Below are 15,666 nucleotides of genomic sequence, written 5' to 3'. Positions count from 1 at the left end.
TGTCAAACTATTGTACTGCGATAACCGTCGGAATTAGCAGGCTGCCAGCGCCAACTGGAGACTACCATTTCGGTTAAATTTCGGGTTGTCTGCAATCCTCGCTGCTCTCGGCCGAGGCGGGCATTGGCATAACACTGGACGACATCGCCAGTCCGGCGGCCCACAACGCATGCTGGCAAATCACAACCACTGTCATTGGTAGCTACGCCCACACCATTACTCACTGCGGTTGGATAATCATCGCTAAACACTGACGGTTTGTGATGTCGCCCTGCTGCAATAAATGGCATGAGATTATTGAGGCTCCCGTGAGCATCCTCGTCAACCAAACGGCGGGAATGAGCCACTACCGGACCAAAATAACGCAGGATGATACCATTAAATCCACTACCTGCACGGGTTGCAGCGCAGCGATCGCTGATAATCTGTTCCACCTTCAACTTGCGGCTTCCATAAGGATTGGTTGGTGCAAGAAGAAAATCCTCAATTATCGGGACCTTATGAGGAGCACCATAAATGATGGAAGGTGCCTCCCAAACCCACTTTTTTTCGCCGGTTTGTCGCAAAGCCTCACCAGTTTGAGTACCGATATCACCAGCGCCGCCGGTTAACAGGACCTGCATTAATGTTCCTCCAACATTAATGTCGCTGGCGCTAAGCCTGCTGCAGTTACCGTGACTTTGGCATGCTTAAGACTGTTACCAATACGGATCAACAATGCCCCCTGCCCCATAGAGGTGACCATCGGACTTTGATTAAGAATTTCGATATCGCCACTGGCACTCGCTTGTAACGGAATATTATTGCTCCACACCGGATGCCCATCCTTGTCCTGTAGCTGGGCATAGACAAATAACACATCATTGACACCGGTTTTGGGTGCTATCCCGCTGGTATCCAGTCGCAAATTAATAGCCACCGCTTTACCTGGAGTAGCCACCTCATGGGTTGCCACGACTTTGCCACCGATAATCGCGTCAGCACGTAACGTCCCCGGTGTGAACTTAGCCAGATGGAAAATAAACGGCGGATGCGGCAGATGCTGTGAATAGTGATTACGCGTAGGCGTTTGTTTGGCGATCAGTTGCCCATTGAGATACAGCGCCACCTCATCGGCATTACTGAACACCCGCACATCAGTGCTGGAATCCGGCTGCCATTCACTGGCGATATGTACCATGGGACCACTCTGAAATAACGGACTGATATCGTTAGCGTCGCGCTGGCTGGCGAAGAAGTAATAACTGTATTTGGGCTGACGATAGAGACTCATAATACCCGAAGCTTCAATGTCGTCGGTATAACCACGGTTATAGTCGAACATTACCCAGTAACCATCGGCAAAGGCAGGCACGGTAAAGTTATCGTTGTGCGCTTCTTCAATATTCAACGCTTGCTGCAGCAAGCGTTTTTCTCCGCTGTTCAGTAACTGACGGCTGCTACGCTGCTCTTCTTTCAGGTCACCCCAACTATCCTGATTAAAGCCTGCATTCTGGGCGTAGTATTCCCAGTCACCATATTCCGACACAATATAAGGCTGCTGCGGTGTTTGATAGTGTTGCAGTCGATGCTGGCGCGCCTGGACAAAAATATCGTAGCCGCGTTCCCAACCAGCAGAATAGCTGCCGGGATATTCCTGATGTACCGCATCGTTCAGGCGTTTAATCAGAGCCTCCGGCATCTGGGTTTCATTCAAGGAACATTCCCATGCCAGCACACTCGGATGATTGCGGTCACGACGGATAAGATCGCGACAGCTGTCTACCACATGTTCAGAAAATGCAGGATCGGGGTTGTAATACTGCCAGCCAAGCACCGCATCCAGCACCACCAGTCCCAGCTTGTCAGCCGCCTGCATAAAAGCGGGTGACTGGGGATAATGTGATAATCTGACATAGTCAAAACCCGCTTGTTTGATTTTCACCGCATCACGGTAATCGGCTTGAGCTGATAACGCATAACCCACGAACGGATACTCCTGATGACGATTCACGCCACGCAGAAACACAGGTTTGCCGTTGAGTAATAATTGATGCTCCGCGTTAAATGTAAAACTGCGGATGCCTATCTGACGTTGTTGCTGCTCAATCAGTTGTTGGTCACTGTAGAGCGTTGTCTGCAATGTATATAAATTGGGGGATTTAGGGCTCCACAGCTTAGGTGCAGTCACCGTCATCTGCTGGTTGAAATCGGCTGTTTTCCCTGCTGCTAACTGATATTGCTGAGTCGTGCGTGCAATAGTTTGTCCTTGCCATAGCAAGGTCTGTGTCAATTGCAGTGTTTTCTCATTGGCATACCGATTCTGCAGTTGGGTTTTCACGGCAACCGTGGCGTGTTGCGAACTCACCTCTGGATAGGTAACAAACACGCCACCACCAGCGACCGTCTGCGCCAGCATTTCATCGGTGATCAGTAATTTGTCCTTGAGTTGCAACGATACACCACGATACAAGCCGCCGTAGGTGTTGAAATCCAACTGCTGCAATGGCTTGGGTCCGGTGATGGGGTTGTCGCGATTGTCTAGCCGCAGTAACAGCGTGTTACTTCCAGACGTTAGTGCCGAGGTTAAATCCAAAGTAAACGGCAGATAGCCGCCGAGATGGCTCCCCACTTTCTTGCCATTTAGCCAGAAATCCGCCTGATTCATCGCGGCTTCAACGCGAACTAACACCACTTTATGCTGCCAGGTTGGCGGCACATTAAACGACTTCTGATACCAGGCGATTCCCTGCCACTGCTGATTGACCACTTCCGGTTCGAGTCGCGGGGTATGCGGTAAGCTGACTGACTGCCAAGGGGCGGTCAATGCTGCCAACGGTACTGCCTGCTCAGATTTTTTAAATTGCCAGTGTTGATCAAACGCCAGCGTCTGACTGCTGGGCGCTTTAGTAGCCTTATTGGACGAAACATCTGCTTGTATGATTTCGCCGTGGCAACCACTGAGAAGAGATAAGCCCAGTAATATGGCCGTTAACTGCTTGGTCACTCGCACCCGGAAACATCCTCCTGAAAAATATGGCATTCCAATCAATTAGTGGGAAAAACGTATTGAAAACTGAGGCTGCTCCGGCCTTAAGCCAGAGCAGCTATCCTTGCCATTACAAGCTGAACTGGAAGCCCAGCAGGTAACGACGCCCCCACTCCACATAACCACGCGGACGGGATGGATCGTTATCAAAGTAGGAAGTGGATGCTTCGTTAGTCAGGTTTTGCCCCTGCAACATCACTTTGAAATTGTCGGTTAATTGGTAGGAGATGCTGGCATCCACTGTTGCTTCCGCGCCAATGGTATAGATCTCCGTTGGGTCCCAACTGCCGACGCGAGTATATTCACTGCGATAGTTGTAAGACACCTTGGCATCTACGCCAGATTTGGAATACCAAAGCGTCAGGTTGCCGACGTTTTTTGACAACCCGGCCAACGGCAACGGATTATCAACCGGCTGAAATTCCTTAACATTACTGTTGGTATAGCTGTAGTTGGCGTAAATACCTAAACCATCGAATGGCTCGGGTAACATGTTAAATGCCTGCTGGTACAGCACTTCAAAACCGCGGATCTGGCCACCGTTACCATTGACCGGGGCATTCAACTGATAGTCTTCACCATCAACCGTGATGGTACTGGTGGACTCACCGATATGGGTTTTCAGATCTTTGAAGAACAACTGCAGGGTAAATGCCGCATCTTCAGCAAAATAGTATTCGTAACCCAGATCCACCTGATTCGCTACGAATGGATTCAGATAAGGGTTGCCACTGGACGCAGTATTCACCGTAGAGGACTTGTTGAGCTGCAATCCGGAGCGCATCTCCACCAATGGTGGACGTGACATGGCACGAGACAAACCGAAGCGGATCTGCGAATCATCAGTGATACTGAAACGTAGGTTCATCGCTGGCAGAATTTCATCATAGTCATGGTCGTAGGACACCGGTAATACTGTATCGGTATCAACCACCTGATCAAATCCGCTGGAGGTTGAGTTGGTACGTACATAGCGCACACCGACGTTACCGGTATACGGTATAGAACCAAGATTGCCACGAAGATCAAACATCACATACAGGGCTTTATTGGTTTCCTGTACGTTCCAGTTATCGAGATAGTCACTGGTAGTTTTCGCGTGATCATTACGATTGTCGATGCCACCAAAAGCACTGTCGACGACTTCAGACCAGTTATTGATGGTGTACATTACCGGTACATCATAACCACTGCCGAGACTATAGGTAGCGGCGTCCACACTTGCGCTGCCATTTGCAACTGCTTGCTGCCAGCTCACCACATCATTGTCTTTTTCACGATCTGCCCAACGTCCGCCAAAGCTGACTTTTTCAACAAGGCCCCAGTCCAGCATGCGCGAAAAATCCAGCCGGGCGTTGACCATATCGTCTTTCAGAATGCGGTCATTATCGACTTGCAGGTAGTTGAGACCATAATCGGCAGTGTTGCCAATATCATAACCGGTACCAATCGCGAGTTTCTCACCGGTAGCATCCCAACTGTAGTCCATACCATTAGCTGCGGCATCGGCATTCCAATACCAGGAAGAGATATTGACCCACTTTGATTTAATGGAGGCTTCGGAATAGCCGACATCGGCCACGATAGTCCAGTCATCGCCCTGCCATTCCGCATTCAGGCCAGTACTGACCAGTTCATTTTTCTGGAACCAGGTGGAGTTGTTCGCGGTATGACTGCCGCCCCAGAGCAAACCACCCGCGACGATCTGTTCGCTACCATCGGCATTGGTAATAATCTGAGTCGGATTACTGGCATTCTGATAATTCCAGTTATTGCTACCGGCCCAGTTACCCCAACCGTCAAACCACATCTGATCTTCACGTTCTTGAATATCAAACTTAGAGTAAAACAGGTCATATTTCAGTTGCAGGCGGTCGGTCGGCAACCACTGCAATACGGTCATAGCCCCAAGACGCTTGTTGGTACCACCTTTAGTCGCTGTTTGCGCCCCCCAAGGTGCCGCTTCGGTTATACCATCGCCGTTAACATCACCCTGCTCTGCTGTCAGCTTGTTGTAGGACCAGGAAGTGACATCACGTTGAATCGAAGGTTGGTCCTGATAAGCTACGCCAAAGGCTACCCCAAAATTGTCGGCAATCGGATCAACATAACTAAAACTGGTGCGGTAGCCCTTGCTGTCAGCGGTGGGAATATCATCCGCTAGTGGATAATCCATCATATGCGCGCTGACATTGACCTGTCGTTTGTCCTTGTCCAGCGGATTGACGAATTTCATGTTCACCAGACCCGCAATGCCACCCTCGATATTGCTGGCAAGTGGACTTTTATAGACTTCTACCGCATTGATCAGCTCTGCCGGAAACTGTTCATAACGGACACTGCGGCTCGGCTCTCCACTCACGATCTCACGGCCATTCATGGTTGCCAGATTGAGCCGTTCCCCCAATCCACGAATTGAAATAGTGCTGGCGTTTCCCCGGTCGCGCTCTGCGGCAATGCCCGGTAATCGCGCTAATGTATCAGTAATGGTCACATCCGGAAGCTGACCAATATCATCTACCGAAATGACCTCTACAGTGGAATCGGCCAGCTTTTTATTTTGCAGCGAACGCTGCAAGGTGGCACCGAAGCCTTCAACGGTCAGGACTTCAATATTTTGCTGTTTCTCTGCAGTTTTGGCCTTGGCCTTCTGCGCGTTATTGGTGGCTTGTGGTTCTGGTGCAATATCCTGTGCTTGTGCGGATGCCAGAGACAGGCATTGAGCAATCGCAAAGGCGGTCATGCTCAACTTGAATGGTCGTTTCATTTTTACCCCTTTTTTAGGCAGGCATTAATTCTTATCTGGATATTCATAGACTTGGCGAAAATTCCCCAATGACGCCAAGCATGGTGTTTTTACTGATAATTAATGGTAGAGGTCAACACCGAAACTCAATCTACCGCAGCATAAGGTAAACGTTTACTATACAAAAGTCTAAACACAGGTAACATTTTATATATCTTTATGTTTTAAATAACTTTTTATTAATGTAAACGATTACCAAATTTACTTCATTGCAACATTTGCCGTGAATAACGAGAACTCCCTCACAGTTATCCTCAGTCACCCGTCAGTTGGTCATGGTATAAATTGAGAGCTGGCCCTAAATTCACACTGGATTTTGTTTGCTACAAGCTTCATGATCACAGCATATGTTGCCACTCTTCTGGTGGCACAAACTATGAGTGTTGGACTTAATATGTTCGCGGTGAAAGATCAGGACTTATCAGCTGGACTTAATACAGTACAACATCAGCTATCTCAGGATGAGACCATGCTGGTGCATCTGGGGCGTAACTCCACCACGTTTGTGCCCCTGCCTCAACCACAATCTAAAGAGATAGAATTTGGTATTTTGTCGCATGACATCCATATTGGTGTCGAGCAGATTGCCAACGACTTTTTCCGGCATGATATCCCAGGCGAACCCGAAATAGACCATGCCATCAATTGCATTGAAGATGAGCTGATGCGTAATCTGGTGTTGCAAAGCGGTGGTCGAACGTTGATCAGTAACGATAAACTGCATGCAGCGATATTTAACGTGGCTGAGGGAGCCACAGAGTTCAGCCGTGAACAAGTAGAGACGGTGTTTACGCGTTATGCCTGGTTGTCGATGGGACGCGCGAGTGCCACTGACAAACTGCAAACGGGTAAGCAAGCTTACGCGGCGCTATTGATCCTGCGGGAAATATTGCATCATCTGGATTACCAGAAAGTGCTGATCATGGCTGATTAATCTGTGTCATTTTGCTTGAACGGTAACGCCTGGCGCATAGCCGTCAAATATTGCTGATTGTGCTGCCGTTCTTCTGTACAAAAATTGTCTATAGCATCGCGAAACGCCGCATCGGCGATGGCGTGTAATGACTGGGTGATGACCGGTTCAAAACCACGGATCAATTTGTGTTCGCCCTGTGCTCCGGCATTAAAACTGCTGAAGCCATGCCGGATCGCATAATCAATACCCTGATAATAGCAGGCTTCAAAATGCAGGCCGTCCAGTTCCTGCAAGGTGCCCCAGTAACGGCCATAAAGTACCTGTTGCTGATCGTCCGTCAAATACAGTGCCGCCGCAAATGCGTGTTCCGGCGCTTCATGGTCACGGCACACCAGCAATAGACGTACATTATCTGCCAACAAACGTCCTAATGTTAAAAAGAAATCACCGGACAGATAACCACCATGACCAGAGCGCTTGAGATACGTCATCTGATAGCAGTAATAGAACCGTTGCCATAGTTCACTGGAAATAGCCGCGCCTTCAAACCAGTGGTAATGCAGTTGCTGTACTTTGCCACGTTCCTTAAGAATATTCTTACGTTTACGGGACGTCAGCGCTGCCAAAAAGTCGTTAAAACTCGTGTAATTGCGGTTAAACCAGTGAAACTGACATCCCTCACGGCGCAGCAAGGTAAGTTCGGTGGCACTTTGCCAGTGTCGGCAAGCATCGGCATCCAGAAACAACCCATGCCAGGAGGAAAACCGCTGTAATTGCTGCGCTAAAATGTGGTTCACCTGCTGGTATATTTCAGCACGATGAATGCTCGCTTGCGGATGAATCGCCAACCGCTGCCCCGTGACAGGGGTAAAAGGAATCGCGGTCACCAGTTTCGGATAGTAAGCGACACCGTAACCTTGATAGGCATCAGCCCAGGCCCAGTCGAACACATATTCGCCCCAGGAGTCAGACTTTTGATACATAGGCATTACCGCAACTAACTGCTGCTGGCGATAAAGCAGCAGATGATATGGCTGCCAGCCGCTATCCCCACCGACACAGCCACTCAACTCTAGGGCTAGCAGAAACGCATGATGCGTAAACGGATTCGCAGAAGCCATACAGGCATCCCACTCGGTTGCAGGAACCTTGGAAATATCCTCACTAAATTGGCATTCCCATATTGAATTTTGCAATTATGTTCCTTTTTTGTTAACGGATATTGCTTTAAACGTCGGCACTCGGCACATTGCATTTCATGATTATAACGACCTAGAAGGGATTGCAAGTGCAACTGTTAAAACCTCTGCGGTGCCAAGTACTGTTATTGATGCTGACGCTGGCTACAACGCTGGCCGGGGGGCTTGTCTCGCCTGCCGCATTGGCGGCACAGGACATCTCAATCTATAGCGGTATGGCAACCGCGCGCCCCGTTTGGGCCAAGCATGGCATGGTGGCGAGTCAAGAAGCATTAGCCTCTCAAGTTGGCGTAGATATTCTTAAACAAGGTGGTAACGCCGTGGATGCCGCCATTGCTACGGCTTACGCATTAGCAGTGACCTTCCCAGAAGCCGGTAATATCGGTGGCGGTGGTTTTATGCTGATCCACCTGGCCAAAGACAATAAAGATATCGCCATCGACTATCGAGAAGTCGCGCCACTCAAAGCGCACCGGGATATTTTTCTGGATAAAAATGGCAATGCCGATCCTAAGCTCAGCCAAGAACATGGACTCTCTGTCGGGGTTCCTGGCACGGTGATGGGTATGGAACTGGCCCGCAAAAAATATGGCACCATGAGCCGACAGCAGTTATTAGCGCCGGCAATCAAACTCGCAAAAGAAGGCTATGCAGTAACCCCAGACTTGGCTGAATCGTTAACCGAGTTGAAAGACTACATCACCCAATGGCCCAGTTCCCGCGAGATTTTTTATAAAGCCGATGGCAGTAACTATGCCCCGGGAGAATGGTTCAAACAGCCGGAGCTGGCGCATTCGCTTGAGTTAATTTCTGATAAAGGAGCCGATGGTTTCTATCAGGGAGAAACCGCCCAAAAAATCGTCGCAGCGATCCAACACGCTGGCGGTGTGATGACCTTGGCGGATTTGCAACACTATCAGGTATATGAGCGTATACCGGTGACTGGCAACTATCGCGGCTATCAGGTGATTTCCATGCCGCCGCCCTCTTCTGGCGGCATCCATCTGATTGAAATCCTCAATATTCTGGAAAACTTTCCGATTGGCGAATTGGGGCATAACACTGCTGCAACTATCCACCTGATGGCAGAAGCGATGAAACAGGCCTATGCCGATCGCAGCGAATATCTCGGCGACCCGGCATTTGTGAAAGTGCCCGTGGCATCGCTGATCAGTAAAGCCTATGCCAAGGCGATTGCTGAGCGTATTCAGCCTGACAAGGTAGTTCCTTCCAGCGATATTGCACCTGGGAAATTAGCACCTTATGAAAGTGATCAAACCACCCATTTTTCAGTGGTTGACCAATGGGGCAATGCGGTTTCCAACACCTACACCCTTAACTTCAGCTATGGTAATGGCTTGGTCGCCAAAGGCACGGGGATCCTGCTGAACAATGAAATGGATGATTTTTCGGCAAAGCCCGGCGTTCCCAACGGCTATGGTTTAGTGGGCGGCGATGCGAATGCAGTTGAAGCCAAAAAACGCCCCCTGAGCTCGATGACGCCCACCATTATCACGAAAGACGGCCAACTGTTTATGGTGACGGGTAGTCCTGGTGGCGCCCGTATTATCACCACGGTACTGCAAATCGTCATGAATGTGATTGATCATCATATGAACATTGCGGAAGCCACTGCCGCACCGCGGATACACCATCAATGGTTACCAGATGAGATTCGGGTCGAAAAAAGCCTGAATCTGGACACTATCCATCTATTGCAAAAGATGGGATATACAATCAGTGTAAAACCCGCGATGGGCAGCACTCAGACCATTATGGTTAGCGCTGATGGCCGTTACGGCGCGTCAGATCCGCGCTACGCCAACAGTGGCGCGGTAGGTTATTAAATCGAAGCGCCGTCTACTTTATAGTAGACGGCTCCAACTCATTGAAGGAGTTAACTGTGTGTCAGGGGGGTATTTGCAGTTTTGTGCGTATCGCCTTTAAATCTCAATAAATTTAGGTAACGCCATCAATAGCACGCCAACGCACAAGACCGCGTACCGGTTGTCGATAAAGTAAGGATAAATCATTAACGCCAGACCGCTGCACAGCGCCACCAGATTCGACTGTCGTTTTCCATAGATGAAATAGCCCATGCCTATCGAGCTGAATAATAGACCTAACATCAGTGTCCAGGTATCCATGACAGCGTACTCTCTCGTAATTTAATGGTGCTCAGTCATCATACGGCGCTATCCCGTACCAAGCACCCGTTCTGTGGGTGTGGTCGCCACTTAATAGCTAATCAAATGCCCGCGCTTTTTGGTTTTTAAACATGGTGATTAAACCGAAGATAACAAAACAGAGTGATAACCCCTGCTGCATCGCCAACACAGGTTTTTGCTGAAGCAACATCAGTGAGCCCATGGACACATTCATCAGCGCGAAACACAACCAACCATAGATATTATCTTTTGCCAACAGGTAACCACCGAGCAAAAAGCCGACCATCACGCCGATTTCAAATACCTGTGTAGTAGAGGAGATCCCACCGTACTGATAGAAGCTGTAGCCACTGCCCAATATGACGAAAAAGTAAGTGATGATGGAGGTCAATAAATCATAGGACTTATTGATAACCTCACCTTTGATGACCACATACAAGCCAAATAACATCGCTGGAATACCGCCGAACTCGATGGAAGCCGCTATCCAGTTGTGTTCACCCACCAAAATGATGACCCAGGCGGGAACGCCGAGCAGATACACTATCCAACCGACGATTTTCAGCTGGCGACGAGATGCCGATGGCAATGTCTCTGACACCGAGAAGAGTATTTTATTCAGCAGATATAACGTTCCACCCCAAATCTGTAACACCAGATCCATGTTTAAATTTGTTCCTGTTTCATTCGTGATGCCAAAATTCGAAGCCGATAATTCGTTGTTTGGATACGATACAGGTGAAGCCTGTAAAGCGTCTACTCATATAGGGTCTTACCAGCTGTGAAGCATCTTGAAATACCATGGCATCTGCATCACGGAGATGGTCATTGCGATAAGCATCTATGACTTATCGCAATGGGTAACAGTGTTATTTAAGCGGGCGAAACAAAGGTCGCCAGATGCCGCCGAATGACTCATCTTCAGTACCGATGCTCATATAGCTTTGCGGGATATTAGCGGCTGGACCAGCCAATGCTTCCACCTTGAAACCATCAACAACCCATTGGGCATGAGGATGAGCGACCGGTAAAATAGTGACGTTGCCATCTTGTGAAGAAACCGTAGCAGCTTGATATATGACGGACTTAAATGGCCCCTGATCCCCGCCGTCTTCAGTGGCAACTGCCCAAATGACACCTTGTTCATCCGGATAGAGATCAGAGATAGTGCGTTTTTTCTTGGCATTTAACCAAGCTCCGGGAGCAGAGATTTCAATCGGATGCTCCGCATATTGTTGCCAGGATAGCGTGGCGGCTGATTTATCCAACACTCCAATGCGCAGGTAACCATTTTTATAGCGCTTACTGCCACCACGTTCGCCTAACACCACCAAAACTGAATCCTGCTGTGCAATACAAGCCATGCCCTCAAAGTTGTCGCCGTGGAGGCCTTTTCCCCCCGCAACAATCTTCGGTACATGATAGACATGCTTAACCGAGGCGCCTTCAGCTGTCAGCACAATTTGAAAAATTCGCCCGAATTTGCCATCCCAGTATCCGGATTCGGCAACTAAATACTCATTGGTGCTTCCTGGTAAATGACATACAGATTCCAGGTCGCTCGATTGCCCATCGTTGTCTTTCCAGTCGTTGATGCTCAATGGTGTATAGCTGAACTGCCCTTCTGCTTGTACCTGCAAAATGCCAAGTCGGTCGCCCTGTTCAAAGACCTTTTTGTCCTGCACCACCAAGTAGGAATTGGCATCAATTTGTGCCATACCACTAAAACCAAGTTCCAAAGCCATAGCAGAATGTATCGCACCCACCAGCAGTGCTGCGACCAACATTATTATCTTCAAAGACGTAACCTCAGTATTAAATATCAATAAGTTAGATGTAGCATTGACAATTGCTAGTGCCTTAAACTAAAAAATCCGAGCACCTGTGTACCCGGATTTTTGAGGATTATATTGCCATCTAAACCTTAAATCTTGGCCGGATAGATTGGCTGAATATCTACCGGCACATCGCCTAGGCTGGCGTTGACTGCACGTACACCATCATCAATATGGCCATATTTTGCCAGGAAAGCTTTGGCGGCGTTGTAATCGCCATCACCTTGTACCACCACCACATCATGTACCAAATCGGTAATGGCCTGTTCCAGTTTGGCAAAATCAATCTTGTACAGTCCATTGGCCTGACGGGTCAATGCCCCTTTATTGACGTAATAACTGTACTGGAACGCAGCGCCAATTCCGTGCGCCTCATGTACGCCAAAGCGCATAGAACGGAATAAACCGGCAGCATAAGTCGCTAACAGATTGTCCTTTTCCACCATGGGCAACTCGCCTTTTTGCATCAGGAACAAAATATTATACGCGCCCATCACATCAGCTTTTCCCTCTTCGATACCGGAATACAGTTCCTGTAACTCTGCCGCTACCGTGGTCGGCTTGCCATTTTTCACAATGGAGCCAGGGCCTAAAGAATGAGACATTTCATGGAACAGCGTCTCATAGCCAAAGTATTTCTGATCCAACAGTTTTGCCTGCTCGGGGATCAAAATATGCGCCGCCATCGGTTTCATGATCCGTTCAAACTTAGCCGCCATTACGTTGTTCAACAGTACTTTCTTGGCACCTTTGGCTTCGCGGACTTTTTCATCGTTTGGCAAGTTGAACGCAATTGTTTGCACACCGGGTACGTTATCACCCCCGCCCTGGATCTGATCAGCAACGGCAATCGGTGACGCAAAGCCACGTTTGAAATTCTTATAGCTGTCCGGTACCGGCAGATTGGCTTCCATATCACGCAGATATTTCTTGAACCGGTCCAATTTGGCAGAAGCTTCGGGATCTTTGATAGTAACGAATGCTTCAAACGCGGTTTTGTATCCGAACAACCCATCGGTGTAAGTTTCATAAGGCCCGATGGCTACTTCAATCGGCGTATCTTTTAGATCCATCCACGCAATTTCAGAGGCGAAATAGTTGTCGGTACGAAACGCGTGCGCCCGTAACACCAGGAATTTCTTAAGGCTTGGGTTGTGCGTAATCATCGCCGCATCTTCCAGCAATTTCGCGGCAGGTTCCAGCCACTGCTTGTAGTATGCCGAATACGGAATGGCTACCAGTTTGTCGCCCTGACGACGAATAACCGTATACAGGCTAGTAAACGCCGCTTTATCTTCTGGATGTTTGACAATCCAGGCATTGAACTCCTCTTTGGTCAAATCTTCTGGATAAAACCCTGAGCCCAACGCGTTCTTTTGCGTACCAAAGAACGGATGTCCTGCGGCCAGACTATCCCAAGGACCAAAATTCTCATCAAACATATTCAGCACTAATGCTTTATCTTTGAGATTACTGGCTTCAATCTGCTGACGGATCTGTGGATTGTGCTCATTCACCTGACGCAGATAGATTTGGCTCATCAACTGAGCGGCCTGGATCAGCTTGTTGACGACCTGTTTTTGCTCGTCGCTCAGAAAGGCGGTATTAGCAGTCATTTGCACAGGCACAATTTTGTCACGCTGTTGCTGCAGATTGTAAACTTGGGGTTGCTCTGTGGCGCTCGCGGTGAGGGCTGGGAAAGCCAGTAAACTACCGAGCGCCAAAGCGATCAGAGACTTCTTCATGGATAACTTCCTCTAGTGTCTGTCTGTATAAAAGTTGCAGACGTCTGTCGGTTATAAACAGGACATTATAGTTATGACGCTGTCGGCCAAGGACGCAGCGATGGGCCTCATTATTGAGAAAGCGCGGGCAACTGTCTAGTTAAGGCTGGCAACAAAAATTTATGGAAAGGCTGCAGCATCAGGTATTGATAAAAAAACTGCCGATACCCGAGCACCGGATACCGGCAGTCTCACCGCCGGGGAAGCAGCAACATCGGCACAAGTGCCTGAGCTACCACCTCCATTCCCCGACTGTGATCTGTAGGATTTCAATAGCGACTTTCTTATGTTTTGAGTCGCACGTCCTTGATTTCTATCGTACCACCGCCTGAGTGCTGAAAGCCATTAAGGCAGGGTTCCATTGCTTGTCTTTGCGGATCGTGGTCACATTCCATAGCGGTTTATCGCACAATGTGAGCCAGCCATTCCGAGTTGACCTTGGTCATTTGGCGTGATGCTCATAATGCAAGTTTAAAAAAGATAGCCGGGCTCTGTTGCAGAGTGACCGGCCATAAATCCCAAACCTGGTAGCCATCAAATCCGTTGTTAACACCTAATCGTTAGTGCATAGCACGCGGCAAGCTGCAGACTTCAGCGATAGTCATGGCAAGTTTTGCATTGAGGTGCTGCGACTTAGCCACTGCACCTGTCGTCATTAACGGGACTAAACCTGCTGCACCAGTACAGCAGGATCCACCTTGTTTACATCTGCCACACCGGTCAGCACCATGCTGGACACCAGTTCGGTATGGAAGCGCTTGAACTGCATTTCGACCCCTTTAACTCCGCCACCAAGACTTGCTCGTAACATAGGACGTCCAACCAATACCGCCTGAGCACCGCAAGCCAGCGCTTTAAGGACATCACCGCCATCGCGGACACCGCCATCCACCAGTATTGGCAGTTTGTAGCCGCGATCCCGTACTGCCTTCACAATCGCGGGGAGTACATGCATAGTGGCAGGAGTAGAACTCAGTACCCGACCACCGTGGTTAGATACGATAATTGCGCCGCAGCCAGCTTCTGCACACATCAGCGCTTCGTCCACAGTCATAATCCCTTTCGCAATGAAGGGGATTTTGGCGTAGTTAACAATTTCTTTCAGTTTTTTCAGATCTTTAGGTTCAACAGTTTTGCCGGGTAAGGCTCGTGCAGCGCGACCGGCAGAGTCAACATCGATGGCAAAAAAGGGAGCTCCTGCCGCCTGTACGATGTCCAGACGTTCAAAAATTTCTGGTTGGGTGCGAGGTTTGATCTGGGCGACAGCACGACCTTTAAACTCCGAAACCACACTCATCCGACGCTTGTAGGTTTCTAATGGGTCACCAATCCCATCGGCTGCCCAACCAAGACTACCGGCATTGGCGGCGCCTTCGATAATGCCTCGAGCGTATTTCTCTTCAGTCATGACCTCGCCATCGAACGCCAATTTATTTGCAGCGCCCATGTTATAGGTCAAACCACCAGTAATACCGGTAAGAATCGGCATTGACAGTTTTACGCCCAGTAACTCAATTTCGGTGTTGGGATGAGAGATAGTGTGAACGGTGCGCATGTTCAAACTCATGCCTTCGAATGCTTCAATATTGCGCACGAAACTCTGACGTTTACCGCCCATTCCCGGCACAGTTTCACCACAAGGGCCCTTCCCATTACAGCGGCCGGCACCAGCAACGTCGCAGGCAGCACAGGTATCCATGATCTTGCGGGCATTACTCAATACGTCTTTAATGTTTTTCGGTTCTGTGATGTAGCCGGAAACTGCTTTCGGGGCTTCAGTTGCTGCCGCAGCGGTCATGGCGACACTTTCGGCTGCATGCGTAGTTGAAGAAGCAGAAATTGCCAAAGTACCTGCGGCAGCTAATACGGCACCTTTGGTCAGAAACTCCCGGCGATCGGCATTCAGCTCGTTGTTGTTCATGTTATAGCT

At 49.1% G+C, this 15,666-nt stretch carries 11 protein-coding genes; 2 read left to right on the top strand and 9 right to left on the bottom strand.

The window, feature by feature from the left end:
• Positions 1-2: 2 nt before the first annotated feature.
• The 3 genes from KDN34_RS07490 to KDN34_RS07480 form a co-directional block, all read right to left on the bottom strand.
• A complete protein-coding gene (locus KDN34_RS07490) occupies positions 3-623 on the bottom strand; it encodes an NAD-dependent epimerase/dehydratase family protein (RefSeq protein ID WP_212596258.1) in 621 nt (206 codons plus the stop codon).
• Positions 623-2,992: a glycoside hydrolase family 2 protein gene (locus KDN34_RS07485; RefSeq protein WP_228730450.1), complete on the bottom strand. Its 2,370-nt coding sequence runs from the start codon at positions 2,990-2,992 to the stop codon at positions 623-625. Before KDN34_RS07485 ends, KDN34_RS07490 begins: the two co-directional genes overlap by 1 nt.
• Before the next feature lie 106 nt (positions 2,993-3,098).
• Positions 3,099-5,795, bottom strand: a complete 2,697-nt coding sequence (locus KDN34_RS07480) for a TonB-dependent receptor (RefSeq protein WP_212596256.1) — start codon at positions 5,793-5,795, stop codon at positions 3,099-3,101.
• Positions 5,796-6,210: 415 nt separating this feature from the next.
• On the opposite strand from KDN34_RS07480, the gene KDN34_RS07475 reads away from it, so the two are divergent.
• On the top strand, positions 6,211-6,768 hold the full coding sequence (locus tag KDN34_RS07475; protein WP_212596255.1) for a hypothetical protein: 558 nt from the start codon (positions 6,211-6,213) through the stop codon (positions 6,766-6,768).
• Here the strand turns inward: KDN34_RS07475 and KDN34_RS07470 are convergent.
• Positions 6,765-7,946, bottom strand: a complete 1,182-nt coding sequence (locus KDN34_RS07470) for a GNAT family N-acetyltransferase (protein ID WP_228730449.1) — start codon at positions 7,944-7,946, stop codon at positions 6,765-6,767. The two genes, KDN34_RS07475 and KDN34_RS07470, sit on opposite strands and share 4 nt — an antisense overlap.
• Before the next feature lie 134 nt (positions 7,947-8,080).
• On the opposite strand from KDN34_RS07470, the gene ggt reads away from it, so the two are divergent.
• Entirely contained in the window at positions 8,081-9,796 is a 1,716-nt protein-coding gene (gene ggt / locus KDN34_RS07465) for a gamma-glutamyltransferase (RefSeq protein WP_212596566.1), read from the top strand.
• A gap of 96 nt (positions 9,797-9,892) precedes the next feature.
• Here the strand turns inward: ggt and KDN34_RS07460 are convergent, their stop codons facing one another.
• The 5 genes from KDN34_RS07460 to KDN34_RS07440 all read right to left on the bottom strand — a co-directional run bounded on the left by KDN34_RS07460 (position 9,893) and on the right by KDN34_RS07440 (position 15,657).
• Positions 9,893-10,096: a hypothetical protein gene (locus tag KDN34_RS07460; protein WP_212596254.1), complete on the bottom strand. Its 204-nt coding sequence runs from the start codon at positions 10,094-10,096 to the stop codon at positions 9,893-9,895.
• Positions 10,097-10,193: 97 nt separating this feature from the next.
• Positions 10,194-10,781 carry a hypothetical protein gene (locus tag KDN34_RS07455; RefSeq protein ID WP_212596253.1) on the bottom strand — a complete coding sequence of 196 codons (588 nt, stop codon included), beginning with the start codon at positions 10,779-10,781 and terminating at the stop codon, positions 10,194-10,196.
• A gap of 205 nt (positions 10,782-10,986) precedes the next feature.
• Positions 10,987-11,916, bottom strand: coding sequence for a hypothetical protein (locus tag KDN34_RS07450; RefSeq protein WP_212596252.1), 930 nt, complete (start codon positions 11,914-11,916; stop codon positions 10,987-10,989).
• A gap of 125 nt (positions 11,917-12,041) precedes the next feature.
• Entirely contained in the window at positions 12,042-13,697 is a 1,656-nt protein-coding gene (locus KDN34_RS07445; RefSeq protein WP_212596251.1) for a dipeptidyl-peptidase 3 family protein, read from the bottom strand.
• 703 nt (positions 13,698-14,400) lie between these two features.
• Positions 14,401-15,657 carry an alpha-hydroxy-acid oxidizing protein gene (locus KDN34_RS07440; protein ID WP_212596250.1) on the bottom strand — a complete coding sequence of 419 codons (1,257 nt, stop codon included), beginning with the start codon at positions 15,655-15,657 and terminating at the stop codon, positions 14,401-14,403.
• Positions 15,658-15,666: the final 9 nt, after the last annotated feature.

It is taken from the genome of Shewanella yunxiaonensis (assembly GCF_018223345.1).
Taxonomy (GTDB): domain Bacteria; phylum Pseudomonadota; class Gammaproteobacteria; order Enterobacterales; family Shewanellaceae; genus Shewanella; species Shewanella yunxiaonensis.
The sequence above is the reverse complement of the archived record's forward strand: the minus strand, read 5'-3'. Positions and strand labels throughout refer to the sequence as shown.